22 protein-coding genes are annotated in these 26,650 nt (G+C 70.1%); 12 read left to right on the top strand and 10 right to left on the bottom strand.

Annotated elements, in window-relative coordinates; all coding sequences use genetic code 11:
* Positions 1-436: 436 nt before the first annotated feature.
* Positions 437-898, bottom strand: a complete 462-nt coding sequence (locus Ae150APs1_RS29350) for a hypothetical protein (RefSeq protein WP_075324343.1) — start codon at positions 896-898, stop codon at positions 437-439.
* A gap of 2,493 nt (positions 899-3,391) precedes the next feature.
* On the opposite strand from Ae150APs1_RS29350, the gene Ae150APs1_RS29345 reads away from it, so the two are divergent.
* The 8 genes from Ae150APs1_RS29345 (at position 3,392) to Ae150APs1_RS29310 (ending at position 10,545) form a co-directional block, all read left to right on the top strand.
* Positions 3,392-4,378 (top strand): hypothetical protein, encoded by a 987-nt coding sequence (locus Ae150APs1_RS29345; RefSeq protein WP_139317265.1) that lies wholly within the window; start codon positions 3,392-3,394, stop codon positions 4,376-4,378.
* Between the two features lie 303 nt (positions 4,379-4,681).
* Positions 4,682-4,963, top strand: a complete 282-nt coding sequence (locus tag Ae150APs1_RS29340) for a hypothetical protein (protein WP_139317264.1) — start codon at positions 4,682-4,684, stop codon at positions 4,961-4,963.
* On the top strand, positions 4,960-5,265 hold the full coding sequence (locus tag Ae150APs1_RS29335) for a hypothetical protein (RefSeq protein WP_075302929.1): 306 nt from the start codon (positions 4,960-4,962) through the stop codon (positions 5,263-5,265). Before Ae150APs1_RS29340 ends, Ae150APs1_RS29335 begins: the two co-directional genes overlap by 4 nt.
* Before the next feature lie 200 nt (positions 5,266-5,465).
* Positions 5,466-5,786, top strand: a complete 321-nt coding sequence (locus Ae150APs1_RS29330) for a hypothetical protein (RefSeq protein WP_075302927.1) — start codon at positions 5,466-5,468, stop codon at positions 5,784-5,786.
* Positions 5,783-6,229 (top strand): hypothetical protein, encoded by a 447-nt coding sequence (locus tag Ae150APs1_RS29325; protein WP_075302925.1) that lies wholly within the window; start codon positions 5,783-5,785, stop codon positions 6,227-6,229. The genes Ae150APs1_RS29330 and Ae150APs1_RS29325 overlap by 4 nt, the downstream gene beginning before the upstream one ends.
* A 6-nt stretch (positions 6,230-6,235) precedes the next feature.
* Positions 6,236-7,393 carry a hypothetical protein gene (locus tag Ae150APs1_RS31690; protein ID WP_139317263.1) on the top strand — a complete coding sequence of 386 codons (1,158 nt, stop codon included), beginning with the start codon at positions 6,236-6,238 and terminating at the stop codon, positions 7,391-7,393.
* A 504-nt stretch (positions 7,394-7,897) separates the two neighbouring features.
* Positions 7,898-9,886, top strand: coding sequence for a hypothetical protein (locus Ae150APs1_RS29315; RefSeq protein WP_139317262.1), 1,989 nt, complete (start codon positions 7,898-7,900; stop codon positions 9,884-9,886).
* Positions 9,887-10,167: 281 nt separating this feature from the next.
* Positions 10,168-10,545 carry a hypothetical protein gene (locus Ae150APs1_RS29310; RefSeq protein WP_075302919.1) on the top strand — a complete coding sequence of 126 codons (378 nt, stop codon included), beginning with the start codon at positions 10,168-10,170 and terminating at the stop codon, positions 10,543-10,545.
* 2,293 nt (positions 10,546-12,838) lie between these two features.
* Here the strand turns inward: Ae150APs1_RS29310 and Ae150APs1_RS31685 are convergent.
* Positions 12,839-13,309, bottom strand: coding sequence for a hypothetical protein (locus Ae150APs1_RS31685; protein WP_139317260.1), 471 nt, complete (start codon positions 13,307-13,309; stop codon positions 12,839-12,841).
* Positions 13,306-13,677 carry a hypothetical protein gene (locus Ae150APs1_RS31680; RefSeq protein WP_139317259.1) on the bottom strand — a complete coding sequence of 124 codons (372 nt, stop codon included), beginning with the start codon at positions 13,675-13,677 and terminating at the stop codon, positions 13,306-13,308. Before Ae150APs1_RS31680 ends, Ae150APs1_RS31685 begins: the two co-directional genes overlap by 4 nt.
* Positions 13,678-14,000: 323 nt before the next feature.
* Here Ae150APs1_RS31680 and Ae150APs1_RS29300 point away from each other — a divergent pair, with 323 nt between their 5' ends.
* The 4 genes from Ae150APs1_RS29300 (at position 14,001) to Ae150APs1_RS29285 (ending at position 19,617) form a co-directional block, all read left to right on the top strand.
* On the top strand, positions 14,001-14,408 hold the full coding sequence (locus Ae150APs1_RS29300; protein ID WP_075302915.1) for a hypothetical protein: 408 nt from the start codon (positions 14,001-14,003) through the stop codon (positions 14,406-14,408).
* Complete coding sequence (locus tag Ae150APs1_RS29295) at positions 14,405-15,982, top strand: relaxase/mobilization nuclease domain-containing protein (RefSeq protein WP_075302913.1); 1,578 nt, start codon at positions 14,405-14,407, stop codon at positions 15,980-15,982. Before Ae150APs1_RS29300 ends, Ae150APs1_RS29295 begins: the two co-directional genes overlap by 4 nt.
* On the top strand, positions 15,979-18,057 hold the full coding sequence (locus tag Ae150APs1_RS29290) for a hypothetical protein (protein ID WP_075302911.1): 2,079 nt from the start codon (positions 15,979-15,981) through the stop codon (positions 18,055-18,057). The genes Ae150APs1_RS29295 and Ae150APs1_RS29290 overlap by 4 nt, the downstream gene beginning before the upstream one ends.
* Before the next feature lie 540 nt (positions 18,058-18,597).
* Positions 18,598-19,617 carry a C40 family peptidase gene (locus Ae150APs1_RS29285; protein WP_075302909.1) on the top strand — a complete coding sequence of 340 codons (1,020 nt, stop codon included), beginning with the start codon at positions 18,598-18,600 and terminating at the stop codon, positions 19,615-19,617.
* A 49-nt stretch (positions 19,618-19,666) separates the two neighbouring features.
* Here Ae150APs1_RS29285 and Ae150APs1_RS29280 read toward each other — a convergent pair whose 3' ends face one another.
* The 7 genes from Ae150APs1_RS29280 to Ae150APs1_RS29255 all read right to left on the bottom strand — a co-directional run bounded on the left by Ae150APs1_RS29280 (position 19,667) and on the right by Ae150APs1_RS29255 (position 26,632).
* On the bottom strand, positions 19,667-20,569 hold the full coding sequence (locus Ae150APs1_RS29280; protein WP_249266618.1) for an IS30 family transposase: 903 nt from the start codon (positions 20,567-20,569) through the stop codon (positions 19,667-19,669).
* A 228-nt stretch (positions 20,570-20,797) separates the two neighbouring features.
* Positions 20,798-20,995 (bottom strand): hypothetical protein, encoded by a 198-nt coding sequence (locus Ae150APs1_RS29275; RefSeq protein ID WP_075302907.1) that lies wholly within the window; start codon positions 20,993-20,995, stop codon positions 20,798-20,800.
* 246 nt (positions 20,996-21,241) lie between these two features.
* Positions 21,242-21,439 carry a hypothetical protein gene (locus Ae150APs1_RS31670; RefSeq protein ID WP_139317257.1) on the bottom strand — a complete coding sequence of 66 codons (198 nt, stop codon included), beginning with the start codon at positions 21,437-21,439 and terminating at the stop codon, positions 21,242-21,244.
* Between the two features lie 275 nt (positions 21,440-21,714).
* Positions 21,715-22,545, bottom strand: a complete 831-nt coding sequence (locus Ae150APs1_RS29270) for a ParA family protein (RefSeq protein ID WP_075302905.1) — start codon at positions 22,543-22,545, stop codon at positions 21,715-21,717.
* Positions 22,546-22,716: 171 nt separating this feature from the next.
* Complete coding sequence (locus tag Ae150APs1_RS29265; protein ID WP_075302903.1) at positions 22,717-23,268, bottom strand: DUF4913 domain-containing protein; 552 nt, start codon at positions 23,266-23,268, stop codon at positions 22,717-22,719.
* On the bottom strand, positions 23,265-25,154 hold the full coding sequence (locus Ae150APs1_RS29260) for a type IV secretory system conjugative DNA transfer family protein (RefSeq protein ID WP_083680591.1): 1,890 nt from the start codon (positions 25,152-25,154) through the stop codon (positions 23,265-23,267). Before Ae150APs1_RS29260 ends, Ae150APs1_RS29265 begins: the two co-directional genes overlap by 4 nt.
* Positions 25,154-26,632: a hypothetical protein gene (locus Ae150APs1_RS29255; protein ID WP_139317256.1), complete on the bottom strand. Its 1,479-nt coding sequence runs from the start codon at positions 26,630-26,632 to the stop codon at positions 25,154-25,156. The genes Ae150APs1_RS29260 and Ae150APs1_RS29255 overlap by 1 nt, the downstream gene beginning before the upstream one ends.
* Positions 26,633-26,650: the final 18 nt, after the last annotated feature.

Here is a 26,650-nt window from a genome sequence, read left to right as displayed (position 1 = left end):
GACCCGCGACCACCACGCACTCCTCACCGGGCTCGTCCCCGACCACGATGTCATTTCCGTTGGCGCCCGCGAGACCGCCCACGCACACATCACCGCCCTACTCGCCCACCGGCGGTCCCGACGCCCCAGCCCAGCCGGGACGTCATGCTGAACGCCGACACCCACCCCCGGCCGCACGCTGCCACCGCACACGAACGGTGCTGCCGCGCCGCTTCCGGTCCTCGCCCGCTAGCGCGGACTGCGGTCCGGGTCGGCTTGCCCACGACCACCCGCCGCACCTCACACCACCAGGAACACCTCAGCAGCCGCTACGAACACCTCTGCTGCGGTCTCGAACGTTCCCGACCGTCACCCGGCCAGGACAACACAAGCGCCACGGCGGAAGACAGCAGGTCCGGTCAGGATCCCCAGCCAGGAAACCGGGGCGCCTGGAGACTCAGCCCGGGTGCCACTCGGCGCGCACGATCCGCACTCCCATGCCCTGGTCATAGGCACCGACGCTCCACGAACTTTCCACGACACGATCGCTCGCGTTGACAAACGGGATCGTCTGCTGGTGACGACCCTGCCCGTTCTCAGTCTCCAACGTCACCGTCAGATGAGCCCGCAGCTGCGGTGCCAACGTGAACCGCAGCCTCGTCACGTTCAACGACCTATCAAAATCCGTCGCAGGCGGACACGGCACCAACACCACCGCGTTCTCCGCCGCACACGTCTCCGGATCACTCGGAAGACCCGCATAGGCAGGACCCGGGAAAACCACCGCCCCCACCAGGACCGCACCACCCAGGACCAACCCGAGCATCGCCCGCCGAACAACATTCCTGACCTTCACCATCACCACCTCAATCAGGCAGATCGCCCTATCAGGTGTCAACGCCGACACGCGCTGTGACACCGACTGGGCTCTTCGGGTGGAAGTGGTCAGAGGAAGCCGCCGCGGATCAGGTCCACGCCCAGCTGCTGTTTCAGCATTCGCGAACCCGCCGGACTGGCCGGCCCCCGGCCCCGGCCGCCCGCACACCCTGCACCCATTACCGAGACCAGGTATCGAGAAGTAGCGAGACCAGCACAGACAACCCCGATCCATGATCATTATGCGGGTTGGCGATCCCGGCCCCCGGTGTCGTCCCGGGGCCCCACTGGTCCGACCCTGAGGGGCCTGACCTGCAGATCTTTGCAGTAGAAGGCCCCTGGCCTGGGTATCCCCGCGCTCCGCGCGTGCCCCACCAGGAAAGGCGACATGTCATCGACAAGTGCCCGGACCAGCAGGAACGCCCCCCGATGCATGATCAACCAGCGGCTCCGCGCGTCCGACCCTCGGAGTCGATGACCCGGCCAGGTCGGGCCTCTGACCTGGGGATTCTCTGGGATTCTCCCGGACTCAGGTCGGCCGCCCACGACTGTCGGCCCCTCATTCCTCTCTCGCTCCGCCATGTGACAGATCATCGATAAGTACCGGGACCAGCGAAAACGGTCCGTTTCATGATCACTGCATCAGTCGCCGGGAGCCCTCCGGGTGAGGCGTTCGCCGCCCGGATCACCCCCCTGACCTGCGGATATATCCACACGCGGCCCGCCCCGGGGAGGTCGCCACCCGCGCCCGGCCTAGCCTGCCACTCCAGGCGATCAGGTGTCGGTAAGTGTCGGGACCAGCGGAAACGCTACGTAGGGACGATCATTGGTGGCGTCAGGCTCTGACGCTCTGGCCGGCCCGCCGGCCCGCCGGCCCGCCGGCCCGCCGGCCCGCCGGGCCGCGCCGGCCTGACCTGGGGATTCCTTCCGGTGCCGGGGCCAGCGCCGGTGCCCTCGGACTGTCCCCGGCTCGCTGCTCGACGTCTGATGCGTGAGGTGAAGGTGCTGGTCCCGCTACGTACGGGGCGATCATGGGACGCCTTCTCGACGATCGGGCGAGCAGTGCTGCCCGGGGGCGTCCCCGGCGGAGCGCCCAGCGCCGGAATGTCGGCGCCGGAATGTCCGTGCCGGAATGTTCGGCGTTGGAATGCTCGAGTGCGCCTGTGTCGCGCTGTCCGCAGCCGCGCCCGGGGTGCCTCGGGTCGCCCCTCGGATCGAGATCGGGGTCTGTGCCCGACCGGGAAGTTGCTGGCGCCGGATCGTGCGCCACCCCGTTCCCGTCACCGTCGCTCGCGACGCCGGCTGCCACCTGGCCGGCGTTCCCGCCGCGACCGCGCGGGTGTCGCCCCCAGATTCGCGTCATGGTCCCGCGTCGCTGCCCCGGGTGTTGCCGACGTGCCTGTCGCATGAGTGCTCGGCTGTACCCGCTCAAGGTTTACGTGGTGGTGTCTCCTTGTGGTGTCTCCGGTGGAAACTCCCGGGCTCCTCGCGCGCGTGTGTGACGCGCGCTCACGCGCACATCGCGTTGAGCCCGGCCCGTCGGCGTGTCTGGCGAGGAAATTTCCTCGCCGGTGTCTCGGTCGGCGCCGCCGGATCTATCGAGCGTCCGACACGTGACGCCGCCGCCGTCGCCGCCGGTGTGGCTGGGGCTGCGATCGGCTCGTGGTCCTCGGTCGGCTCGTGGTGCGGTGCCGGTCGCCGGCTCGCCGCCGCCCGGCTCGCGTCCGGCCGGATCGCCGGCTGGGGGCACCGCCGGGAGTGCCTGTTGCGCGGGCCTGTCGGGCTGGTTGCGCCGGGTGCGTGGCCGGTGCTGCTGGTCGTCCTCGACGCCGGGGCCCGCCGGGGTGAGCCCGGGTTTTCCTGGCGGAAATTTCCTCGGCGGTCGGGGGCCGGTGCGGGTCTCAACGCGATGTGCGCGTGGGCGCGCGTCGCGCGCGCCCGCGAGGCGGCCCCGGGACATTTCCTCTCGGCGGCCTCCGCTGCGGCTGTGCCGTCGCCGCGCGCCGGGCCCCCGCTGGCCGGGCCCCGGCTCGGTCGCCGGGTGCGGTGGGTGTCCGGGCGGTGACAGCGGGTGGGCCCCGGTCTTGTCACGGGGCCGCGGGGGTGTTAGACATGGGAAAGACCGCCCGGCGCCTGCCGGGTGGGCGACCGACACCCCGGATCAAGATCCGGGGCGCCGGTCTCACCACATCGACCTGAACGAAACCAGGTGATCGGCTGTGAGACATCTTGCCTGCACGACCCATGTTGTTCCACCCGCGGGTGGGGCGGTTCCCCTTCTGGGTGGTGGACCCGGCTGTGAGCAGCTGCGGTGGTTCCCGGACGGGTGGACCGAGAAGCTCATCGACCGGCTGTGGTCGGCGGTTGCCGTGACACCGCTGCCGCGCACGTCAACGGCCGGGTGGACCCGATGAGCCGGTCGGAGTCGTGGCTGGAGGACCTGGTCCCCGCCCCCGATCGCGCCGCCCCCGATCGCGCCGTCGACGGTTCGGTTTCGGATCGGGTGGCGCCGGGTCTGGTGGGTGAGGCTCGTCTGTTGGCGCGGGAGGTGGCCCAGGCCCGCGCGGTCGTGGCGTTGCAGGACGATCCGGCGTTGCTGGAGGCGCGGTCGCCACGCGAGCGGCGTGCTGACCGGCGCGTGACCGAGAAGCTCCGCGGGGCCGAGCGGGTCGAGCGCCGCCGGTCCCGGATGGCGGAGATCGCTACGGCCCGTGGTGCCCGCCGGGAGGCCGGGTGGGCGCGTCGTGCGGTCGCGTCCCGGGACCGGCTGCTGAACCCGGACCGACGGTTGGCCTCGACCTATCGGCGTTATGTGGGTCTGTCGATGGTGCCGCCGCTGCTGATCGCCGCCGGTGTGCTGTTCATGTCGGTGACCGTGCACGACGGTGTCGTCGGTGTCGACGGCCCGTGGTACGGCTACCTGATCGAGCCTGTGGCGTCGGTGCTGCTGGTCGTGAGCCTGTTCGTGGGTTTCACCGCGGTGCAGCACGGCCGCCGGGTCCCCCGCGGCCTCTATGCCCTCGATGCCGGTCTGGCTGGGGCGTCGCTGGCGCTGACGGTGGTGCCGTGGGGAGCCCGGTACGGGTTCGACCCGGGCTCGACCCTGGCCCACGTGCTGCCACCGCTACTCGTCGCGGCGGCTGTGGTCGTGCAGCATGTGTTGCATTCGGTGTTCCGGCCGATCTTCGCCGACCTGTATGACGAGCTCGCCCCGACCCGTCTGGATGAGGCGTCGGCGGACACGGTCGTGCTGTATGAGCGGACCCGCCGCGCGGTGGCCGAGGGCCGCATTCCCGCCCCGGTGGTGTCGGGGGAGCGTGCGGGGTCGGTGTCGCGGGAGGCGATCCGTAAGACCTTCGGTGTGGGCAAGTCCCGCGCCCAGCTCGCCGGTGACGCCTATGACCATGTCACCGCGTTCCTGCACCGCACCGCGCCCTCGGCGGCCGCGCCGGCGGCCGCTGCAGCGTCCGGTTCGCCGGTGGTCGGGCCTGTGAACGGTGCCCGGGTCGCCGCGATCGCCTAGGGCGGCTCTGCTCGGGCCTGTCTAGGTCTTTCTCGGATCGTCTTCGTCCGGCCGTAGCTGCTGTAGGGGTGGCTGCGCGACCGAGGGTGTCGGTTATCTCCTTCTTCTTCCTGCTTCTTCCTTTTCCGGAGTGAGCTTCCTATGTCTGTTGTCGTGTCGTCTTCCGGGCTGTCTGATCGGGTCTCTCGTCGTTCGCCGGTTCCTTCGCCGGCCTCTTCGCCGGGGCGGGCGTCGGAGCGTGAAGCGCCGGATCGGTCGGGTCGGTCGGGTCGGTTGTCGTTGTTCCCGCCGGACCATGTGCGGGTGCGGCGGGCGAAGTTCGCGCCGCACCCGGTGCGGGCTGCTGTGTCGCGTCTGGTGCCGCGGTGGGGGCCGGTGGTGTCGTCGGTGCCGGTGCTGCTCGGTACCGGTGGTGTCGGGTTCGTGGTGTTCGTGCTGGTGGATGCGTTGTTCCCGTCGGCCGGGGACTGGTCGGGTCCGCGGGTCGTGATGGGGGTGTCGGCGGTGGTGGTGTGGTGCGGTGTCGCCGGGCTGGTGGCCCGGGTCCTCGCCCGGTGTGGTGTGGGGCGGGGTGGTCGGCGGTGAGCGGGTACCGGCGCCGCGCCGCGGCGCTGTCGGGTGCGGAGGTGGAGGCGGTGTCGCGGCGTGGCCGTCGGGAGCGGCGGCGTGGCCGGTTCGTGGTGCGCTTCGCCTCGGCGGGCAGCGATGTGGAGCGGCTGTGTGCGGCGTTCGATTACGCCCGGGGCGCGGCGTCGCGTCGGCATCCGGATCCGGCTGAAGCGTCGCGGCTGGTCGAGTCTGTGACCTCGGCGCTGGTCACGGCGGGGGATCGGCTCCTGGAGCTGCAGGCACGAGAGCCGCTGAGCGCGGGAAGGGGCCGGCGATGAGCACGGCAGCGAGTACGACGGTGAGCGAGTCGACGGTGAGCGGGTCGACGCTGAGTGCAGGGGTGTCGGCGGGTGTGGGGAAGGCCGGGTGGGGTCCGGTCCCGGCGGCGGGGCCGCCGTGGTGGGCGCGACTGGCCCGCAGTGTGTCGGCAGCAGTTGTTGATGCGGTGGCGGGCTGCCGGGCCGTGGTGGAGCGTCCGGTGACCCTGGCCGAGGGCCTGGAGTTGGCGCGGCGCGGTGACTGGACGGCCTCGGAGCATCCGATGCTGCGTCAGGTCGCGGTCGCGCATTTCTGGTGTGTGCAGGTGCCTGTTCTGGTGATCGCGGGGATGGCGGGGTGGGCGGCGCGGACCCCGGGCCGACTCTGGACGGTGCTGCCTTTGGCGGTGACGGTGGCGTCGGTGCTGGACCAGGTCCCCCTGGTCGGGCTGCTGGTGCCGGAGTGCGTGACCTGGTCCTACTGGGCGCCGTCCGGGCTGTTGGTGTGGCTGGGTGGGGCTTCTGTCGGGGGCCCGTCGTGACCGCGGCGGGGTGGGCGTCGACCGGTGTGGTCGCGGCGTTGGCGCTCGTGCTGGGTGCCTGGCTGAAGTACAACCAGGACTGCGCGAAGACCACGAACGCTTTGTTCCTGGTCGCGGGGACCGGGCTCGGCGGGGTGCTGGGCACGCTGCTGGGCAGGGTGTTCACGACGGTGTCGGGGGCGACCTCGACGGTCACCCAGCTGTTGGGCGTGGCCGGGGGGACGGTGCTGGCGGCGGTGTGTGTGGTCGCCACCTTGGAGGTCGTGGTGAAGGGCATCCTGCCGAAGACCGCTCGCCCGAAGTCGTGGCATCCGTGGCTGGCGCTGACCGCGCCGACCCTGGCGGTCGCCTCGGGTGCGCCGCTGCTGGCGGGTTTCTACAGCGTCCTGGCCCGCGGGGTCGGCGGTGCGGGTGCGGTGGCCTCGACGTGGATCACCGGGTGATCGCGGGTGGAGACGATCCTGCTGGTCGCCCTGGTCGTCTGGGGCCTGGCGAGATACGCGGGTGCGGAGGTGATCGCGACCGCACGCGGCACCGAGCCACCCCGCCTACGAGATCGACGCCGGCGGGCCGAGCGTGCGCATGAACGGCGTATGACCAAAGACGCGCGTCGGGCGGGTCCGACGATCGCCGAAGCCCTGGCCGGGCGGGTCGCGCACCGGATCGCGCACCCGCGTTCGCGGCGCGCCCCCGGGCCGGCGCGCCGGGCGCTGGGGGCGTGGTGGTCCGATGGCTGGGATTACGCCACCGACCGGCGTCGTCGCCGTCATGAGCGGGCCGTGGCCGGACAGCTGCGGCGGCAGCGGTGGGCCCGCGCGGTGCGCGACCGTGTCGGGCAGACGATCCGGCAGGCGAGGCGGCGGCGTGGTGCGGGTGCCCGCGGCGAATGGGCGCCGTCCCGGGCACACCGCCCGGAAACACCGCGACCTGCCGAACGCGCCGACGTCCGGACCCCGGAGGACGGGCCGATGGTGATCACCGTCGACCCGCCCGCCCCCGAGCCGACCCCGGTGCCGTCGGCCTCCGAGCCGCCGGCTCCGGAGCCGATGCCCGCTGAGAAGAAACCCGCTGAGAAGAAACCCACGGAGAAGGCGGAGGAGCCGCCTGCCGGCGGCCGGGTTCCCGGGGCCGGTGACGGGTGGGCGACGGTGCATCCGCTCCGCGGTCCGGACTCGACCGGCAGTGCGCCGGCCAGTACGTCCGATAGTCCTGTGACCAGCAGTAACGGTGGAAACGATGGGAAGGATGGTCTGATGACCGCAACCAGCACCAGTACCAGCGGCGGCGGCAGTGTCGGCGTGGCGGCGGCGAGTGGGGAGACGCTGGATCCGGGGAGCGCGCATCATTTCTGTGAGCAGATGCGCGGTCTGGCCGAGCAGATGTTCACCCGGATCGAGCAGTCGGTGTCGTCGCTGTCTGCGGCGGGGGTGTCGGGCGCCCCGATCGCGTTGCTCGGGCAGATGCAGGAGCACGCGGCGTTGTTCTGCGACAGTGCCTCGAGCGCGCAGAGTCATTTCGCGCGGCATCTGTCGGCCCAGGACCAGGTCCTGGCTGATGACTCCCTGGCAGCGACGGTGTCGGGCACCTACATCGGCACCCGCACCTGACGCGTCTTCGATGGGCTCTGGCTTGTGGATACGCAGGTCGGAGCCCATCGGAGTCGGCCCCGTCCTCGGAAACCGGTACGCGGGTACTGGTTGTCGAGCGGCCGTGTCGTGGCGGTGCGGGGCACCACCGAGCAGAACCGAACAGCTGTGAACAGTGCTGAACGGCCGAGTGTCCGGAGGGAATCGATGAGCGCAGCGATCGAGTCAGGGGCGGCTGGGTTGACTCCGGAGGTTCTGGCTGCGGCGTTGCAGCGCCTGGCCGCCGTCGACGGCGGGCCTGTGGCCGGTGCGGGTGGGGAGGTGGTGCTGCGCCGGACCGGTTCGGTGCTGCGGAGGGAATCGCCTGGTCAGGTTGCTGTGAGTGAGCGTGTGGATCGGGTGCGGGCGTCGGTGTGGGCGCGGCGGGTGCCGTATCTGGCCACGGCAGCGATCGCGGTGACCGGGGCGCTGGGCTGGGCGGTGTGTGATCTGGTCGCTGCCTCTGACGGGCCGACTGCGGCGGCGGTGACCGCCGCCGTGGTCGGGCTCATCGTGTCGGCCGGGATGGCCGGGGCGCGGGGGTGGTGTCGGCGCCGGGTCCCGGCGGCGTGGAAGAAGGCGTCGTGGGCGGGTGTCGCGGGTGCGGGTGCGTGGGTCGGTGCTGCGGCGGTGGCCGGTCCGGTCGATCCGGCGTTGCTCGGAGTGCTGGCGGCGGGATCGGCGGTGTGCTGGTCGGGGTGGATGGCCGCCCACCCGGTCACCGCGGTGTCTGCGGTTCCGGCGTTGCCGCAGGACGAGGTCGAGGGTGATGTGGGGGACGGGTTGGCGCGGCGGTGGGCCGACAACGTCGCCCGCCGGGGGAAGGCGCTCCCGGGGTCGCTGCTGACCGATCGGGCGGACACGGCGCGGGCGGTCCGCTGGACGGTGCGGACCCCGCCCGGTGAGCTGTGTTTCGACGATGTCCTGTCTCGTCGGGGCCGGATCGCCTCGGCGTTGGGTGTGTCGGCGAAACACCTGGTCCTCGAGCCGTATCCCGATGATGAGGGTTGGGCGCAGCTGACGGTGATCATCGCTGACGTGCTCTCGGGCGGGATCGCGTTCACCGGGCCCCGTTATGAGCACGGTGCGGTGCCGTTGGGTCCGTACGCCGACGGTGAGGGGGAGATGGTCTTCCATGCGGTGGAGGCTGTCGGTGTCCGCAACGGCCTGGTGACCGGGGAACCGGGGTCGGGGAAATCGGCGTGTCTGGAGGCGATCGGTCTCGGTCTCGCCGCGAGCGGGTGCTGGCATGTGTTCTTCGGTGACGGTGACCCCGATGGCGGGTCGTCCCCGGTGCTCAACGATGTCGCCGACTGGGCGGAGTCGGGCCCGGACGGTGTCCTGGCCCAGCTGGGTGCGGTGGAGGCCGCGTTGGAGGTGCGGTCGTTGCTGAAGTCGACGCTCACTGAGGGCCCGTCCGCCCCGGACGGCGTGCCCGGGGTGCTGGTGCCCATCACGGACCCGGCGGTTCAGCCGTCGGCGCGCAAGCTGCTGCCCACCCCTGAGCTGCCGGGTCTGGTGTGGGTCATCGATGAGTTGCACAGGTTGTCGACGCATCCGGCGTTGGTGGCGGCGGGTTTCATCGGCCGGGTGGAGCGGGTCGTGCGGATCGGCCGTAAGTACGGGGTCGGGGTGGTCGTGGGCACGCAGTCGTTGCTGGCGCCGGATTTCGGCGGGTCGACGGTGCTGCGTAGTTTCCTGACCGCCCGGAACCTGTTCGCGTTCCGCAACATGAACCGCAGCGAGAACGTCGTGGTCGACGGGCTCGCCGTGGCGCCGACGAGTCTGCCGGCCGGTGGCGGGTACTGCTTCGCGAACTCCGGTGGGCGGATGACGATGGGCCGGGTCGCGTGGGCGGCCGATCTGGGGCGGTGGGTGCGGTCGGCGCCCGGCGCCGCGCTCGACGCCGATACCGCGGCGGCGGTGGCGCCGTTCCAGCCGGCCCAGGGCCTGTCACCGACCGCGCGGTGGGAGGCGCAGACGGCGAAGCTGGCCGCCTGGCGCCGCACGGCCGGCCCCGGAGCCGAGCCGCCCCCAGGGCCCCCGGCCCCGGCCCTACCGTCGGAGCCGCCGTCGGAGGTGGTGACGTCGCCGGGGTGGGCGGTCATGTCGCTGCCGACCGCGTTGACCGCCGCCGACGTCGTCTCCTCACCCGCCCCGGTGGAGGTGCCCGCTACCACGGGCACGGCCGACCGCCGCGCTGAGACCGGCGCTGAGACCGGCGCTGAGACCGGCGCTGGGGTCGGCGCTGGGGTCGGTGTCGTGGGTGGGTTGTCGCCTGCGCAGGCCGAGGTCCACGCCGCCCTGTGCGCTGGGCATACCCGGACCGGGGAGATCGCTGCGGTGACGGGTCGGAAGGCGCCGGCGGTGTCGAAAGCGCTGACCGCGCTGGCCGGTGCGGGACTGGCGGTCAAGAACGGGCGCAGCTGGGTCGCCTCGGCCGAGTCGGGCAGTGCGGCGTGGGTGGGCGCGTGACCTCGTCGGTGGTGGGCCACCAGGTGCTCGCCGGCGTCGGCCGCGCTTCATCGCCCGAACGGCCCCAGCCACCGTAGTTGGGACGACTAAATGGTAGGATTTTTTGGTGGGGTCAACGGAGAAGGTGTCGCTGTCGCTTGATGCGGGTGCGCTGGTTCTTGCTCGGCGGGCTGCGGAGTTGGAGGGGCGTACGTTGTCGGGGTTCATGAGTCGGTTGGTGTTGCGGCATGCCTGGGAGTCTGAACGGCCGGCGTTGAGCGCTGGAGTGCAGGACCGTTCCGATGCTGCGGTGGTCGCGCTGGACGAGCGTGAGGAGCAGCTCGGCGCTGGTGCGGGTGCTGCGGGTGAGTGGTGTGCGTCGGGGTGAGTTGTGGCGTTGCCCGTCGGTGGTGCGGGATCGGACGATCCTGATCGTCAGCGCGCAGCCGGTGATCGACCGGGGCGTGTCGATGCTCTACGGGGTCGAGGTCGATGAGCAGGATCCGGGTGCGATCTTGTTGGTCGTTCCGGTCGAGGTCGCCGGCGAGCTGCGGTGGCTCAACGTGCAGCGTGGTTTGACCAGGGTGTATCGGCCGACCTTGACCGAGTCGCTCGGCCTGGTCGATCGAGCTGTGCTCGACCAGCTCGACGCGCTCCTGCGCGTTGCACTCGACCTCTGAGAGTGAACCGTCCTGGGTTCGGGAGAGACTCCAGTCTCCTTGCTGGATCAGGATCCTCTCCCGAACTCGGGACGGTTCACTGAGGATCGTGCGGATGGACACCTCGAGCTTCTCGGTGGTTTCTCGGGCGGTCGTGTTCCGTCGCTGCGGGTCCGATCTCTTTCACTGTGTCGGTGGTCGCCGCTGGTTTCGCCGGGTTCGGTGAGTCGTTCTCCGGTTCTGTGTTCACGGTGGTGGTGCGGTTCCTGTTGTTGCGGCGAGGTAGGCGTCCTGGATATGGGTTGGGAGTCGTCCTCGTTCCCCTACGGTGTATCCCTGTTTGCGGGCCCATTCCCGTACCAGTCGGGTGTCGGGAGTGGCACCAGATCGTGTAGTAGGTGGTGCGGTGGGCGCTGTGGTGGATGGCGCGGCTGGTGGTGTGGCCGGGGGTGGGCCGGCCGGAATGTGCCGGGGTTCGGGTGGCGGTGCGGCCGCCGGTTCGGGTGCGGTCTCAGGTTGAGGAGCGGTGCGCGGCGGTGTTGCTGCGGCGGCTACGGCCGCAGCGTCCATGATGGGGCGCAGGATCTTCGCCAGTGCGTACGCTGCGGCGTCGCATGCTTTCATCTTCGCTCTCTCTGTGGCTGTGCACACCACTGATTCGCCTGCGGTGTCTCCTACCAGTAGCCGTGCCGATACTGTCGCGGTGAATCCCTGGGGGTGTCCTGATTTCCCCGCTCCTGCTGGGGCGGCGCCGATCTCGAGGTCGGTGATCCGTTCCAGCTGTCGCCAGTGGTGCAGCAACGCCCGGGGCGAGGTGTATTTTCCCAGCACCGGATCCTGGCCCGGTTTCACCCCGCCTGGTACCACGTTCTTCCGGTCGGTGCCCTTCCGGTCGGTACCTTTCGTGCTGGCCGGTGCTGTCCCGGTGGGGTTCTTCCCGGGTGTTGCTGCAGCGTTTCGTGCGGTGTTGTCCTCTGTTCGCTCATGTTCTGTCGGGGTGGAGGTCAGCGCTGCAGTGCTGGTGTCTGCCGGCGCCGTCGCCGTGGTGTGCACGTTGTCGGTGCCCGCTCGTCGCGCCCCGGTCGTCGGGGGTGGTGCGGTGAACACCGGTGTCACCGGTGGCGTTTCGGCGGGGTCGGGGACCACGGCGATCCCTGCGGCCTTCAGCCATGTCCGCAACGCTGCCGGTGGCACTCGGAGCACATCCGCTGCGGCTTTCGCCGACATTCCTCGCCGGATCATCGTCTCGGCTCGTTCCAGGACTCGGGCGCGATCGCGTTCGGCGTCCGCTGGGGTTCCCAGCCGTTGGGCGTGTTCGCGCTCGCCGAGTTTCAGGTCTTCGGCTGCGGCCAGGACGCATGCCAGCGAGCAGTACATCCCCAGCCGGAGATGACGGCCCCGCCGCCGGGGGATCGTTCCAGCAGGTACCAGCCTGTGGGGACGCTGATCCCTACTGCTGTCAGTTTGCATGACCGGCAGAAATACGACCGTTCCACGCCCCCGGCCGGTGACGGTCCCCGTGGTCCTCGACCCGAGCCCGAGCCCGTCCGCCGATCCGGCATCTGCTGCCGAGACCCCCCTGATGTTCTGGAATGTTCGTATCGCATTGCAGTCCCCCGATCAGGAAAATCTCGCTGTCGGCGCCTGTCCCTCGATGACGGTGACGAGAGCGCGCGCGGCAGTAGTGTCGCTGACACCGGACCGGGCGCCGGCGCGGCTCGGGGGTGTGCGCGGCGGTGTCTGTTGTTGCTTCCTGCGGGCCCCGGCGAGGACGTCGAGGCCGCCTTCGAGTCCGAGGGCGGTGATCAGGAGTCGGGCGTCGTCCGGGTCGTGGGCTCGGGTGAGGACGAGTCGTGTTGCTGCGGCGGCGGTGTGTGGGTCGTGTCCTTCGTCGGTGCGGTATCCCAGTGGGACCAGTCGGTCTGTGATGCTCACTGTGTGCTCCGCTTGCGTGGGGTGGTGGTGGTGCCGCCGCGGGTGACTGCGTGTCGGATTCGGAGTCCTACCAGTAGTTTCGTGTTCCATCGTCCGCGGACCAGTAGCTGGTGTTCTGTCAGCCATGCTGCTGCTGGGGGGAGTTGTCTGCGGAGGCGTTCCCGGTCGGCTTTGCCCAGTCCGGCTGGTCCGGCTTTGCCTTTTTCCAGCAGTGTTCCGATCACTGGTGCTAGGGCTCGCCGCACCTGCAGTGGTGGCGTCCGTCGGGCTATGACTGCCGTGATCCGCTGTTGCAGCACTGCGGTGTCGAGCGGGTGCACCATCGTCAGTGGTGTCACTGTCACCGGGCCTGATGATCCGACCTGTAGCCAGCCGCCCTTCACCGTCTTCGATGCGTTCGGGTCGGGTTTCGGTTTCGGTGGTGTCGGGGGTTGGCGCTTGCGTTTCGGTGTGGGCCGGCCTTTGGGGGGAGTTCACCTTCGAGGTCCCCTGTCGCGGCGACGCCCAGTACGCATACCGGGCCGGGGAACTCCTGCTGTGTCAGCCCGGTGAGGTAGGCGCTCCAGGTCCGGCATTTCGTGAACGCCGACAGTTCCAGTCCCGCTGCTGCGGCGACCTGCGGCAGCATCGACAGCTCCGGTACCCGGTGGCACTGTTTCACCTGCAGCGGCAGCCGCGCGGTCCCGCGGGGCAGTATCGCGGTCAGCTCGTCGTCGACGGACGGTTCGTGGTCGTCGCCGATGACCGTCGCGGTCTTGCGTCCATCGGCCAGCCGTGTCATCGCGCCCCGCCCGAAGATCAGGACTGCTGTCGTGGCGCCGGCGGAACCGTCAGCTGTATCGACGCTCATTCGACTCCGCCCCGCTCGTCAGCGCCCCGCTTGTCAGTACTCGGCTCGTCACTGCTCGCCTCGTCGGTGTCGGGTGTTGTGGGGGGTGGGGTGGCGCGTAGTGCTGTGCCGGCGGGGTGGGGGCCGCAGCCGATGTCGTGGAGTTCGGTGGGGCTCCAGCCGGCGGCGCGGGCTGCGCGGTAGCCGTGGGCGTAGGCGGTTTGTGCGTCGCGCCATTGCTGTCGGGCGGTGTCGGCGTGTGCGCGGGCGGTGTCGACGGCGGCGGCGAGTTCGGCGAGTGCGGTGATGGGTTGCATGCGTGCGCGGAGGAGATCTCGGGCTGCTGTGCGTGCGTGGGTCTTGGCCTGTGTCGCCGCGCTCGGCTTCATGGCGCTGATGGTAACGGGTGTCGGCTTGGTCTGGGGGCGGTCTGTTCCTGCGCGGGTTTTCTGAGGCGCTGCGTGGTGAGTGTGTGGAGATGCGTGTGGCTGTGCTGCACGCTGCGCTGCCGCCTCCGGCGGAGCAAGTTAGGTGTTTTCCTAAGGAAAACACCGGTGGGGAGCTGGCATGTGAGATCGTCGGCGTCGGGCCCGGGGGATCTCGGTCCGTCACGGCCGGTCCTGCCGGCGCCGCACCAACCCGAGGGGAGGGATCTTCGATGACTCGGACTCGACGCTCTCGTGCCGAGGGTGGGCGGCCGCACGCCACGACCGTGTCGTTCTCGGAGTCGGAGTGGGCGGCGATCGAAGCGGCGTCGGCCCGGGCGGCGATGGCTCCGGGTGCGTGGGTTGGGGACTCGGCGGTTCGGGCGGCGGAGCTGCCCGAACCGGTGGTGCCCGGTGCGCGGGTCTCGGCGGGTTCGGCCGGTTCGCGGATGCAGAGGCTGATGGGTTTGCGGGCGGAGTTGATGGAGGACCGTCGGGTGCTGCGCAACATCGGCGGGAATCTCAACGACATCGCGAGGGTCGCGAACGCTGATGGGGCGCTCGGGTCGACGGTCGGTCAGGTCGCGCAGATGGTGGTGCGGGCGGTCGAGCGGATTGACCGCACGGTCGCTGAGGTCGATCGTCAGGTGAGTGAGGCGATGCCGCTGGCGCGGCGGAGCAGGAGCCGGCGGTGATCGCGAAGATCAGCCGTGGGTGGCGCGTGGAGGGGCTGGTCCGTTATCTGATGGGGCCGGGGCGGTTCAACGAGCACACCGGGCAGCGGGTCGTCGCGAGCTGGGACGGGGCGCCCGAGACGCATCAGCTGGCGCAGGCCGCGGATGGCTCCTTCGATGTGCGCTACTTGGTCGATGGGATCAGCGCTGCGGCGGTCGCGGCGGGGGTCGGTCTGCGTGAGCCGGTGGTGGAGCAGGGTAAGCGGGTGCCGCAGGGTCCGGTCTGGCACTGCTCGTTGCGTAACTCGCCGGAGGATCCGGTGCTGACCGACGAGCAGTGGGCGCGGGTGGTCGAGGATCTGCTGGACCGGACCGGGATCGCACGGCGCGGGGACCCCGACGGCTGCCGGTGGGTCGCGATCCGGCACGCCGACGACCACGTGCACGTCGCAGCAGTGCTGGTGCGTCAGGAGTCAGGCAAGCGGGTGCATCCGTACCGGGACTTCGTCCGGGCCCGGGAGACGTGCCAGGCAGCGGAGGCGGAGTTGGGACTCGCGGCGACGGCGGGCGCGGACCGCAGCTCGGCGACCGGGCCGTCGCAGGCGGAGCAGGAGAAGGCGACCCGACGGGAGATGAACGAGTCCTCCCGGGAGCGGCTGCGGCGGATGGTGCGGGTCGCGGCGGTGCAGGCACGCGATCCGGAAGCGTTCGTGGCGGCGCTGGGCGAGCTGGGTGTGCTGGTTCGGCCGCGCTACGGGCTGCAGGAACAGGACCCGGAGCCGGTGGTGGAGCAGCACGCCCCGATGGTCGGCTACTCCGTGGCTGCGCCGGGTGATGTCAGCCGGGCCGGGCAGCCGGTGTGGTTCTCCGGGCGGACGCTGGCCGGGGACCTGTCGTTGCCGAACCTGCTGCTGCGGTGGGACTCGGCGCCTGCACCAGAACCGGTGCCGGCGTCAGGGGCTGCGGGGGAGACGCGCCGGGCGACGGTGAGCCCGGTCGAACGCGCGGCCGCGATCGACGATGCGGTGTCGACGATGGAACACGCCACGGCCACCCTCGCCGCCGGTGAGACCGGGGCGAGCGCGGACGGGATCGCACACGCGGCCGGGGACATGCTCGCCGCGGTGGGCGTGGTGACCGGCCGTCAGGACCAGGGCGAGCGGGTGCGCCGGGACGCGGGCAACGATCTGGACCGGGCGACCCGAGTACCGGGCAAGGTCCTGCCGTCGCGGTGGTCGCCAGCGGCGAAGGCGTTGCGGCAGTCGGCGTGGCGGCTGGCCGCGACGCGGACCGTGGGCCGTCACGGCGCGGGCGACGGGGCCCGGCTGGTGTTGGCGTTGGCGGCGCTGGTCGCCGAGATCGCCGCACTGCGGGAGACGCAGGCGCGCCGTGCCCAGGCGCAGGCTGCGCGGCGCAGCTGCATCGCGCTGCGCAGTTCGGCTCAGGCCATCTCGGCGCGGCCGGCGTCGAACGGGCCGGGCCGGGGCCGGATGAAGACCACGCGCCGTCAGCAGCCGCAGCAGCCTCCGCCGGGGCCGGCCCGGGCTCCGCAGGCTCGGCGGCAGGAGAACCAGACGCGAGGGAGAGGCCGATGACGGGGCAGATCGACCAGGACGTTCCTCTGCTGAGCCCGGGGCGGGAGCAGGTCCAGGCCTGGACGCAGCTGATGCTGGTGACGGCCAACGCGTTGCGGCAGCGCCGGATGGAACTGGGGCAGGCCGCCTGGAGTCAGCAGCGTGCGGCTGCCCGCACGGTGCAGCAGTACGCCAACGACCTCGACCCCCGGGTCCGCGCGATGGCCGCAGCCGACGAGGCAGCCTTCCGCGAGGCCAGCGCGAACGGAGCGGAAGGGTTCGAGCACAGGACCAGCGCCGACCCGCAGTTCGGGTGGACGGTGCACACCACGGCTGGGCCCATGCCGGAGAACTCGCCGTCGGGGATGCGCGGTGCGTGGGGGCTGTGGGCGCACGGCTCCTACGCCGAGAAGTCGCTGTCGGTTTTCGTGGTCGTCCCCGACCGGGAGACCGCCCTGGGTCTACAGGATGAGGTGACACGCGGTGAGCAGCGCACGCTCAAGTCGCTCCGCGATCTCGGCACCTACGGCTTCCAGCGCGCCGAGCACGCCCGTACCGAGGTACGCGAGAACGACGACCAGCTGCGTGAGCGGCTGGCTTATAGCCTCGAGGCGGCGTGGTCGGACGACCGCGATCTTGTCGCTGGAGTGATGACACCGGGGCGGGGTGAGGACGGCGACGACTACTCCTCGATCGACCGGTTGGCGGGCCAGCTCCGGGAGCTGGAGGACCGCGGCTACAACATGGTGGAGGTCCTCGCCCGGCTCAATACCCGAGAGCTGCGTGAGCGGTACAACTCGCATGCGGCGGACCTAGCGGGCCACACCCGCGCCCTGGTGCGGCAGCTAGGCACCCGGCTGAACGTCGTCGATGTTGAGCCCGTCGATCCTGTGGTCGCCCGCGAGGCTGCTCACGCCCTGATCCGGGGATTGCAGGACGCCGGTATCGACCCCAACCGGGTGTACCAGGGTAGTCGTTTCGATCAGCTGCGGGCCAAGCTGACAGATCTGCGGTCCGAGGGGCACGACCTCGCGAAGCTGCTGGCTGATCTCCCCGGCGATAAGATCAACACGGCTCGTGACCCTGCGGCCTACCTGGGCGTAGTAGTCGAGAAGCGTCCGGCGACGTCGTCGCTGAGCGAGGCGAACCGCGAACCAGGACGGGCTGCAGCCGAGGCCGAGGCCGGGATACACAAGACCGGACCCGACCTGGGGCCCGCCGAGCGCATGATGCGCCGTTACCTCGCACCGCAGACCGCAGACTCGGTGGTCAGCTGCCGCGCCTGGCCTGGACTGGCGAAGCAGCTGCTGGCTTGGAAGGAAGAGGGCGCCCCTCTTGCCGAGGAACTCGCCCGCGTGCCGGAGGAGCGGATCCGCAACGCCGACATCCCAGCCGGCTATCTGAAGACGTTGCTGCGCCGGGGTGTCGACTTGCGTCAGAACGCGGCCCGCACCGCAGCCGAGGCAGCGGGCCAGGAGCGCGGCGCCCGGCACACCGCACGGGTCCGCGACCTCACCGGACTCGACGAGCCGGGTCGATGGGGCCCGGTCCCCGAGGCTGTCCGAGATGGCGTGCCCCCGCCGCCGTTCGAAGTCCGCGAACTCGACCCGACTAACGTCGTCGATCGCACCGCGCTAGAGATGTCGCGAGGCGCCGGCACGGTCGAGGACGACGCGTACATCGAGCAGATCCTCGCCGCACCGGACCCCGGCGAGATCTGGAGCAAGTTCAACCGGGCCGCCGATGCGTGGGAACGCGCCGTCGAGGCAGAAGAACAAGCCCTTGAACGCGCACAGACGCCCGACGACCCGGCCCCCGAACCGCGCGAAGACCTCATCGGGCAGGACGCAGCGAGCAGTGAGCGGCGCCGAGCCGACCACGACCGCGCGATCGCCCAAGCCGAGGAGGCCGGGGCACCGACTGCGGCCGCGCTACGCGCAGAGGTAGCGCACCGGCCACCGACGACCGAGCCTGGTGCAGCAGTGGGTCCCAAGCCTGCTGCGAACCCGGCTCCGCCTGCACCGAGCCGGCAGATAAAGCGCACCCTCGGGCGTCGAGCCAGGCTCGTCCGGCCTCCGGGCCGCCGGTGCGGGTGACGATGATCAGCTCCTCGGCAACCGGGTAGACCTTCTCCCAGGTGCGGCGGGGGAGCTGGGCAACGAACTCGCCGCCGTCGTCCTCCTCGGCGATCGTCTCGTCGTCGATCTCGTCGAGCTGGCAGGCCGCCTTGAGCCCGTTGGACCAGACGAGTTGCTGCATGCCGTGGCTGGCCTGCTCCCACTCCTCCCACAACGCGAGGTCACGGTCGCGGCCCCGGTCCAGGGCGTCCGTAGCTGGTAGCGGCCGTGTTCCTGGATGCGTATCCACAACAGGAAACGAGCGAAAAGTCAGCAACGGGTCCGTTCCCAGATTCACTACCATACCCAGTTATACAGATATTGCCGGGAACGGACCCGTTTGACCAGGCGGCGACGACTGCGCGCTTGGATCGCATCCGTGGCATTCCACACTGGGGCGGCCTTACGGCCCGCTCGCTCTGACAGCCGAACCCACCAGGAACGTATAGGTTCAGCTATCAGAAATGATACGTTCTGGTTGTGCGCTCACTCGGCGTCGCAGGGGCCCTTGCGACGGGAATGGCCCTCTTCCTGATCATTCTCGTGCTCGTCGTCGTCGGCGGCTCAGGTCGGTCGACTCCCGGGGCCCCCGGCGTGGTGTGCGCACCACCAGGCGTCGACGCCTCCGAGCTGGTCGAAGGCTTCGGCCCCGAGCAGGTCAGCAACGCCGGACTGATCGTGGCCACCGGCACGGAGATGGGTGTCCCACGCCGGGGGATGGTCATCGCCGTGGCCACCGCCATGCAGGAGTCGGTGCTGAAGAACTACGCCAACTCCACCGTCCCGGAGTCGCTGCAGCACCCGCACGAGGCCGTGGGCAGCGACCACGACTCCGTCGGGCTGTTCCAGCAGCGCGAAGCCGGATGGGGCGACGTCGCGACCCGGATGGATCCGCGGCAGGCTGCGCGGTTGTTCTACGACGCGCTGCTCGAGATCACCGGCTGGGAGACGATGCCACTCACCCGGGCCGCCCAGCTGGTGCAGATCAGCGCCTTCCCCGACGCCTACGCGAAATGGGAACAACCCGCAGCGACCCTCGTCGGCGCACTCGAGGGCGTCACCTGCGGGCCAGGCACCGGCAGCGGGAACCTGCCCCCTGCCGACCCGCAGATCCAGCGGGTCATCGACCGCGCGATGGCCCAGCAGGGCCAGCCCTACGTCTGGGCCGGCGGCGACGCCAACGGCCCCACCCTGGGCGGCTTCGACTGCTCCGGACTGATGGTCTACGCCTTCGCCGGGATCGGCGTCGGCGTGCCCCACCAGACCCAGGCCATCTGGAACTCCTTCCAGCCCGCGATCACCGACCAGGCCGCGCTCCAGCCCGGCGACATGGTGCTGTTCTCCTCCAACGGCCAACCCGGGGGCATCCACCACGTCGGCCTCTACCTGGGCAACGGGCAGATGCTCCACGCCCCCGAAACCGGAGACGTGGTCAAGGTCGAGCCCGACATCTGGTCCAACACCTACTACGCGCAGGAGTTCATCGGAGCCGTCCGCGCGACGAACCCCACGGCGAATTCAGGCGGTCGAAGCATCTAGCTCAACGAGTTCGGCGAATATCTCGGAGGGCTTCTTCCAGTTGTGGATTTTACGGGGTCGGTCGTTGATGTCGCAAGCCACCATCGCCAGGTATTTCGGGTCCGAGGTGATGTCCGTGCCTTTCGGGAAGTACTCGCGGACGATGCGGTTGAGGTTCTCGTTGCTGCCGCGTTCCCACGGCGAGTGTGGGTGGGCGAAGTACACCGGCATCGAGCCCTTGGTGACGGTGGCGTGGCCGGCCATCTCGCCCCCCGCAGTCCCAGGCCAGTGAGGCCCGCATGTGCGCGGGCAGACCGCTGGTGGCGGCGATGACCCCACGGCCGACGGTGAGCGCGTCGCGGCCGGTCAGGGGCACGAGGACCAGGAACCGGGAGGTGCGCTCGACCAGCGTGGCGACGGCGGTCTTGCCGTTCTTGCCGATGACCAGGTCACCCTCCCAGTGCCCGGGCACGGCGCGCCCCTGGGCGTCGGCGGGGCGGGCGTCGATGTAGGTCGGGTCCTTGATCCGCGGGGCCGGTGGGGGCTTGGCGCCGCCTCGTCGGGCGGTGCGCCCGGACCGTAGCGCGAGCAGCTCGCGGGCCAGCGTGGACACCGGGGTGGCGTAGATCCACTGGTAGATCGCCTCGTGAGACACCCGACAAGCCTCGTCATCGGGGTGCTCGGTCGGCAACCGGCCCGCGATCGAGGCCGGTGACCAGCCACGACGCAGCAGAGCATGCACGATCCCGCGCAACCGCGGGTGACGGTCCACCGCGAACTGCTTCGGCCGCTCCCGGGCCGCCAGGGCCCGTTCCTGCGCTGCCGCGGCCCGGTACTCGTGGCGTCCGCCGTGACGACGGACCTCACGAGAGATCACTGACCGATCACGACCCACCACCGAGGCGATCTGCTTGTAGGACAAGCCCTCCGCGAGACCCCTTGAGATCTCCTCCCGATCCGACAACATCAACATCTCACGCACGGAACATCCTGTCCCGCTGAACAACCAAGATCAAGTGCTACGACCGGCTGAACTCGCCCACCGCAGCATGACTCCTACGAGAAAGTGAGTACCTCCGCTGGCGCATCCGGCGTAGGTCAACCAAGTTCTGACCTGTGAAAACAGGTTGAAAAAGGCTCGCATCCCAGAAGCCGCCCGAGCAACCGCAGGAATAGCACGCAGAAGTGTCCCGCTGAGGAGTCAGGGCTGGATCCAGATGCCGTTTTTGGTGGTGGTCAGGTCGAGCGTGTTCGGGTCGAGACGGGCGGTGACGTCGTCGTGTTCAACGCGGTGGGAGTCGAAGAGGTGGGGAGTGTCGAAGACGTGTCCGCAGCCGGCGGTGCGTCGGCAGCAGTGGGCGCGGTCGGGTCCGACCCAGGTGTGTCCGCAGCAGGTCATCCGGACGAGTACACCGCTCACGGGCGTCGCAGGTTCCTCTCATGATCATGCATTGGTCGCCCCGGCCTGGCGGGTGTGTCCGAGCCGGCGACCGAGTCGGAGCTGTCCTGGCGCGAGATCGCGGTCATCTGGTCGGCATCAGCGGCCAGGCCGCCCACGAGCGGTGGCGTTCAGCTTCACGGGACGGCAACGGGTAGACGGTGATACCCGCTACTATGGAAACTATTCGCGTCAGCGGGGCGGGAATCATGACAACGGTCGCCCAGGTGGCAATGCGCCCGGGCGGGGCGGGATCTCGTCAACGCCGTGAGCAGTCTTCATTGTGTCGATCTGACGGCGCAACGCCTCGTCGACCCATGCAGCGAAGGTGACATAGTCACCTCTGGCTAGCCAGTATGCGTTCTTCGCCTCGTCGATCAGCTCCCTGCGCAGGTTGACGGTCATCTTCCCGACCGGCGGTGGATCCGCCCTTTCCAGTATCGGGTCCATTGCTGGTTTCGGGTCCGTTAATGGGGTTACGGGCTTCCCCTGCTCTGGGCGTGGAGCGGATGCACTGGTGGAGACTGAAAACGGACCCGTTATTGGGGAAGCCGTAGAACCGGCCGTTGCTGGTGTATCGGGCGTATCAGGTGTAGTTGGTGATGACGGGGATTCTGGGTATGCCGGGTGGCCGGACAGTGCGGACGGGCGCGGTTGGCGACGACGACTGGGTGGTGGCATCACGCCTTGCCTCCGTCGAGGAGCCGAGTCAGGTACCCGTCGTAGACGGCGGCCAGGTTGGCGGCAGCCGGGGTGCCCCACTCGTCCAGGCCGACGCCGGCCTCGGACGCTTCTGCGATCCATGTGGCTTTGGGGACCGGAGGGTCCCACACTGGAGCCGGAGCGTTGCTGAGCAGCTCGTCCCGGCGGTGGGCCTGCCGCCGGGTCCGGCCCTCGAACATCGTCAAGATGATGCCGGCGAGGTGTACGGACTGATTCGAGTACTTCTGCACTCCGTTGACCGTGCGGAGCAGTCGCGCGATGCCGTCGGACGCCCACAGAGCTGCGGTGGTGACCACGAGTGCCAGGTCGGCAGCCGTCAGGGCATTAATCGGAAGCAGGTCCAGCGATGGCGGGCAATCCAGGAGAACGAGCTCGTGCCTCGGCGCCTCCTCGTCTGCGACGAGGGCGGCAAGGGCTTCCCGTAGGCGGTACTCCCGCCCCGCCGGCATCACGACCAACTCGGAGCCAACGGATGCCAGAACGTCCCCTCCGGACGGCAGGACGTCAACTCGACCGCGGGCGGGGTACTCGTCAGTCGGGAGCCAGCCAGTAGCTCGGATGACATCGGCAGCCGTGGTGTCAGTGCGGTCCGATAAGACGTCGGCAATGGTCTCTTCGCCGTCATCGGCGGGAGAGCGCCCGAGAAACGCCGTGGTGAGGTTGGCCTGGGGGTCGAGGTCGACGACCAGCGTCGGGATGCCACGCAGATGTGCTGCGCGGGCAAGGTTGAGGGTCGTCGTCGTCTTCCCCACGCCGCCCTTCTGATTGCAGAGCGCGATGCAGTGCATCTGAAGATCACGCCTTCCGCTTCTTGAGTCGGTGAGGACGGCGATGATGCCACCATCCGCCGGGAACCACAGGAACGACCCCGAAGTATCTATTACTGGAAACGGACCCGTTCATGTGTGTGTCGCCATACGCTGTCCTGTGAGAGCGCGTTTGAGGGGCTGAGCCGCTGGTTATAGGTGGTCGAGCTGCCCGTCGAGGACGAAGAAGTACTCCGGCGGCGGGTCGACCTGCCCGAGTTTGGTCACGAACCGCTCGGTGCCGTGGTGTCCGCCTTCGCAGGCGCTGAACGGGCCGTGCTCGTCCATCAGCGTCGTGAGCTGGCGGTCGAGGTGGTCGTAGTAGGTGGCCAGGGCGTTGCCTCCATCAGCGGTGATCGCTTCGGTCCAGGATCGGTGCAGGGCATCGAAGCGTGCGATCGCCTCCGGGTGTAGCCACCAGCTGCGGCACCAGCGTAGCCGGCCCTTGTTCTGCGGCAGTCGGCGTTCGAGCAGTTGGGCGATGTGGTCGCGTACCCACGGGACGAGCTCACGCATGTCCAGTCCGGTGTCCGGCGTGGTGTCCTCGATCGCGTCGAAGGCGCCCTCGATGTTCTCGACCCGGTGGTCGAGTTCTCCCAGCCGGGCGGTGAGGGTCGCGTGTTCCGCGCGCAGCTGAGTGAGTGCGGCGAGGACCGCAGCCCAGTCACCGGCAGCGAGGCCGGTGTCGGGTTCCGGGGCGGTCATGGCTTCCCGTCGCGGGGGTCTCGCGCGCGGGCGAGGCGCTGGGCGAGCGGGTTGCGGGGCCCGAGCGCGGCCACCGCTGACTGGCGGACCTGGTCGGTGGCCTCGGCGGCGTGAGCGCTGATCGTGTCGGCGTCGGCTTCGCGGTACCAGGGCATCAGTTCCAGCAGCACCGGGCGGCGTCCGGCGGAGAGCAGGATGGCGTGGCGTTTGTCGAGCGAGCCCACGTCGGCAACGGTCATCACCGGCTTCTCTCGCATCGACGTCGACGTGGAGCCGCCGCCACGGCCGTACTGGTGGGAGTAGGTCGGTACCTCCAGTGGTCCGATGAGGTCGCTGATCCAGCGTGCGAACTCGGGGTCCTGCACTCCGGCGCCGACCAGCTTGATCGTGGCTGCCGACCACATCTTGTCCATCCCGGACTTGCCCCAGACCGCGACGCCCTGCTGGTAGGACTGCAGAAACGACATGACCTGGATGCTCATCGACCCGAAGTAGGAGTACAGGTCGGGAAGGTTCGCGATCGGGCACACGTTGGCGGCCTCGTCCAGTACCGGGCGCAGCGGGGGATCGAGCCGTCCGCCCTGGGCGGTGGCGGCCTGGGCGGCGATGCGCAGCAGGTGATCGACCAGGGCGGCGACGACCGGGGCACCGCTGCCGGCGCCTTCGCGGGTGAGTAGATAGAGGGTGTCGCGGGGGACCGGGTTACCGGAGCTATCAGGCTGGTAGCCGACCAGGAATCGCCACGGGTCGAACTCCTCCACCGGCCCCCGGGGTGGTTCCCGCCACGTCGAGGGCGGGGTGATCAGGCGGGCGACGGCCTCGGACTCCAGGGACCCGAGGGCTGTCAGCGCGGTCTCGAACAGACCACCGCGGGTCTCTGCCGGTGCTTCCTGCAGACCTCGCAAGCCCTCCGCGATCTCGGTGAAGCCGCTGTTCTCCAGCAGACCGACCGGTTCGTTAGCTTGGGTGGCCAGCCATGAGCGGACGTCGCGCAGGCTTTTGTCGGGGCTGCATGATGCGGCCAGGACGAGTTGGGTGAGTAGCCGCTCGGCGCCTCTGGTGAAGAAGGGATTGGCGTCGTTGGAGTTGCCGGCACCGACGGTGCGGGAGAAGTGAGCGACCAGATACCCGGCGTCGGCCAGGTCCTTGATGTCGGCGAGCGGGTTCCACCACCAGCTCTGCTCGACCCCGGCGATGCCCTGAGGATCCGCGACGAAGCAGCGGCCCAGCTCGGCACGCGGCCCGATGGTCAAGGTGTAGACGTCGACCTTGTTGCTGGTCGCGATGACCGGGCCGGGCGCGGAGAGGATCGCGGGCACCACCTGGGCGGAAGTCTTGTTCGATCGCGGTCCGGCGATCACGAGTAGAACGTCTTCCTCGGAGGCGCGCAACAGTCGTGACTCACCGACGCCGCCCGGGCGACGCCCCAGACAATGCCCCAGGTCCCGTTTGTCGATGCGGTCGAGGCCGGCCAGGGAGGGCCGCAGCTGCTGTGCTCGCTTCTGCGCTGCACGACCGCGCATGTCACGGGTGTCGCGATGCCCTGCCAGCACCGAGCGCGGTTCGCTGCGCCGAGCCGAGCGGGAACCGATCCATACCCCGCCGCCGGCGATGGGGCCGAGTGGGAGAGCCAACCCCCCGGCCAGCACGGACCAGAACACCGGGCGCGAGCCCTCGACCCCGATCAGGGGGTCGAGGGTGCCCGTCCCGGCGGCGGAGACCATCGCCCGCAGCGTCGGCCCCCCGAAGCCCGGGGCAGCCTCGGCCGCGGCGGTGGCTGCTGCCCAGCAGCACGTCGTCGCCGCGAACCCTGTACCGAGGACCCCGAGCCCGATCAGGGGGACGGCCAGCTGCTGCCACGGGATCGGCGGCGTAGGCGTGCTCATCAGGCGTGTCCGGTGCGGGGCTGCCAGGCGGTGTCGGTGTTGTAGAGGTCGCGTTCGCTGGGCATCAGTGACAGGGCGACGGGTAGTCCCATCCGTTCACCGGACTTGATCAGGTACCGGCCGCGGCCGGGGTGGGTGCTGCCCGTCATCCAGGTCGGCGGTGCGGCCCAGGCCCGTACCATCGCGGCCTCGGCTGCGGTGAGCGGGCTGATCTCGTTGATCGCGGCGAGTTCCTTGTCGGCCATGCCGCCGAGCACCATAACGCCGTTGCGTTGGGCCATGCCGCGGGCCTTGGCTCGGTCGGCCTCGGTGGGTAGTGCTTCGAGGTCGTCGAGGGAGTGGGTGACCTGCGCGGAGATCTCGCCGCGGTGGCGGCCCAAGCGGGTGACCCGGTCGGAGCGTTCCACCAGCCCCGGGGCGACGCGCAGCGCGCGCCAGAGCTCGTCCTGGATGCGGAAGATGTTGCGGTGCCGGCCCGTCGCCGCCGAGCCGTCGATGACCGCGGCCGCCCACGCCCAGGACGAGAGCATCGCTGCGGCCACGACTTCGTCCTCGTCGTCGTCGAGGGCGGAGATGTCCAGCGACAACGCCGGGGTGTCGAGGTCGGCCGTGATCGAGGACTGGCGGTCGAACAGGCCCCGGATCGCGCCGGCGCAGAGCAGCTCCAAGGTGTTGACCAGGTCCCGGGCGTCGCGGCGGAAGGCCAGCTTGGAGTCGCAGGCAGCGATGTCGAGCAGCAGCGCGGGCGGGCTGACCAGGATCCGCACGACGTCGGGGATGATCGGCTCCTCGCCGACGGTGGTGCCATCCACGCACAGGTCGAGTGCGGCACCGAGTAGACGTCGTTCGGTCACGCTGATCTCGGCGCGGCGCACAATGACCACGAGCGCTTCGAGCAGCGACAGCCGCCGGGCACGGATGGTTTCCGCCAGCCGGGCGTGTTCGTCGCCGCTGGTCTGGGCGAGCGCGGCCCGCAGGGGGCCCGCGTCGAGCGGGTTGAGCGAGTGCAGGCCCCGCCCGATCCGCCACACGCGCCCGTCGAGGTGCTCGACCAGGCGGGTGTACTCGCCCTTGACGTCACCGGGGACCACGGCGGTGAACCCGAACGCGACCAGCCCGGTCATCAGGCGTTTCACGATCGTCGACTTGCCGATGCCGGGCTGGCCCTGGATCCACATGCCGGTGTTGGACACCAGCCCCTGGCGTAGCCACTCCGCCGGGTCGAGTCCCACGGGCTCGGCGGTGTGCATGTGATGGCCGATGGGCACCCCGGGCGGTGCCGCACCCGAGCTGACCGCGAACGGGAACATCCCGCACACCTGGGTGGTCGTGCCCTGCCACATCACCCCGGGCTCGGCGCTCGCCGCCCGCCCGGCGCCGGGCAGCGCCCACCCCAGGGCCCGGGGCACCGGGCGACCGCGGTACGGGGTACCGGGGTCGAACTGCTGCTGCTGCGGGGGCAGGGAGATCGTGGTCACGGAAGGCTCCTGGTCAGG

The sequence above is a fragment of the Pseudonocardia sp. Ae150A_Ps1 genome (genome assembly GCF_001932315.1).
Lineage (GTDB): Bacteria > Actinomycetota > Actinomycetes > Mycobacteriales > Pseudonocardiaceae > Pseudonocardia.
This window is presented reverse-complemented; position numbering and strand designations above follow the sequence as displayed.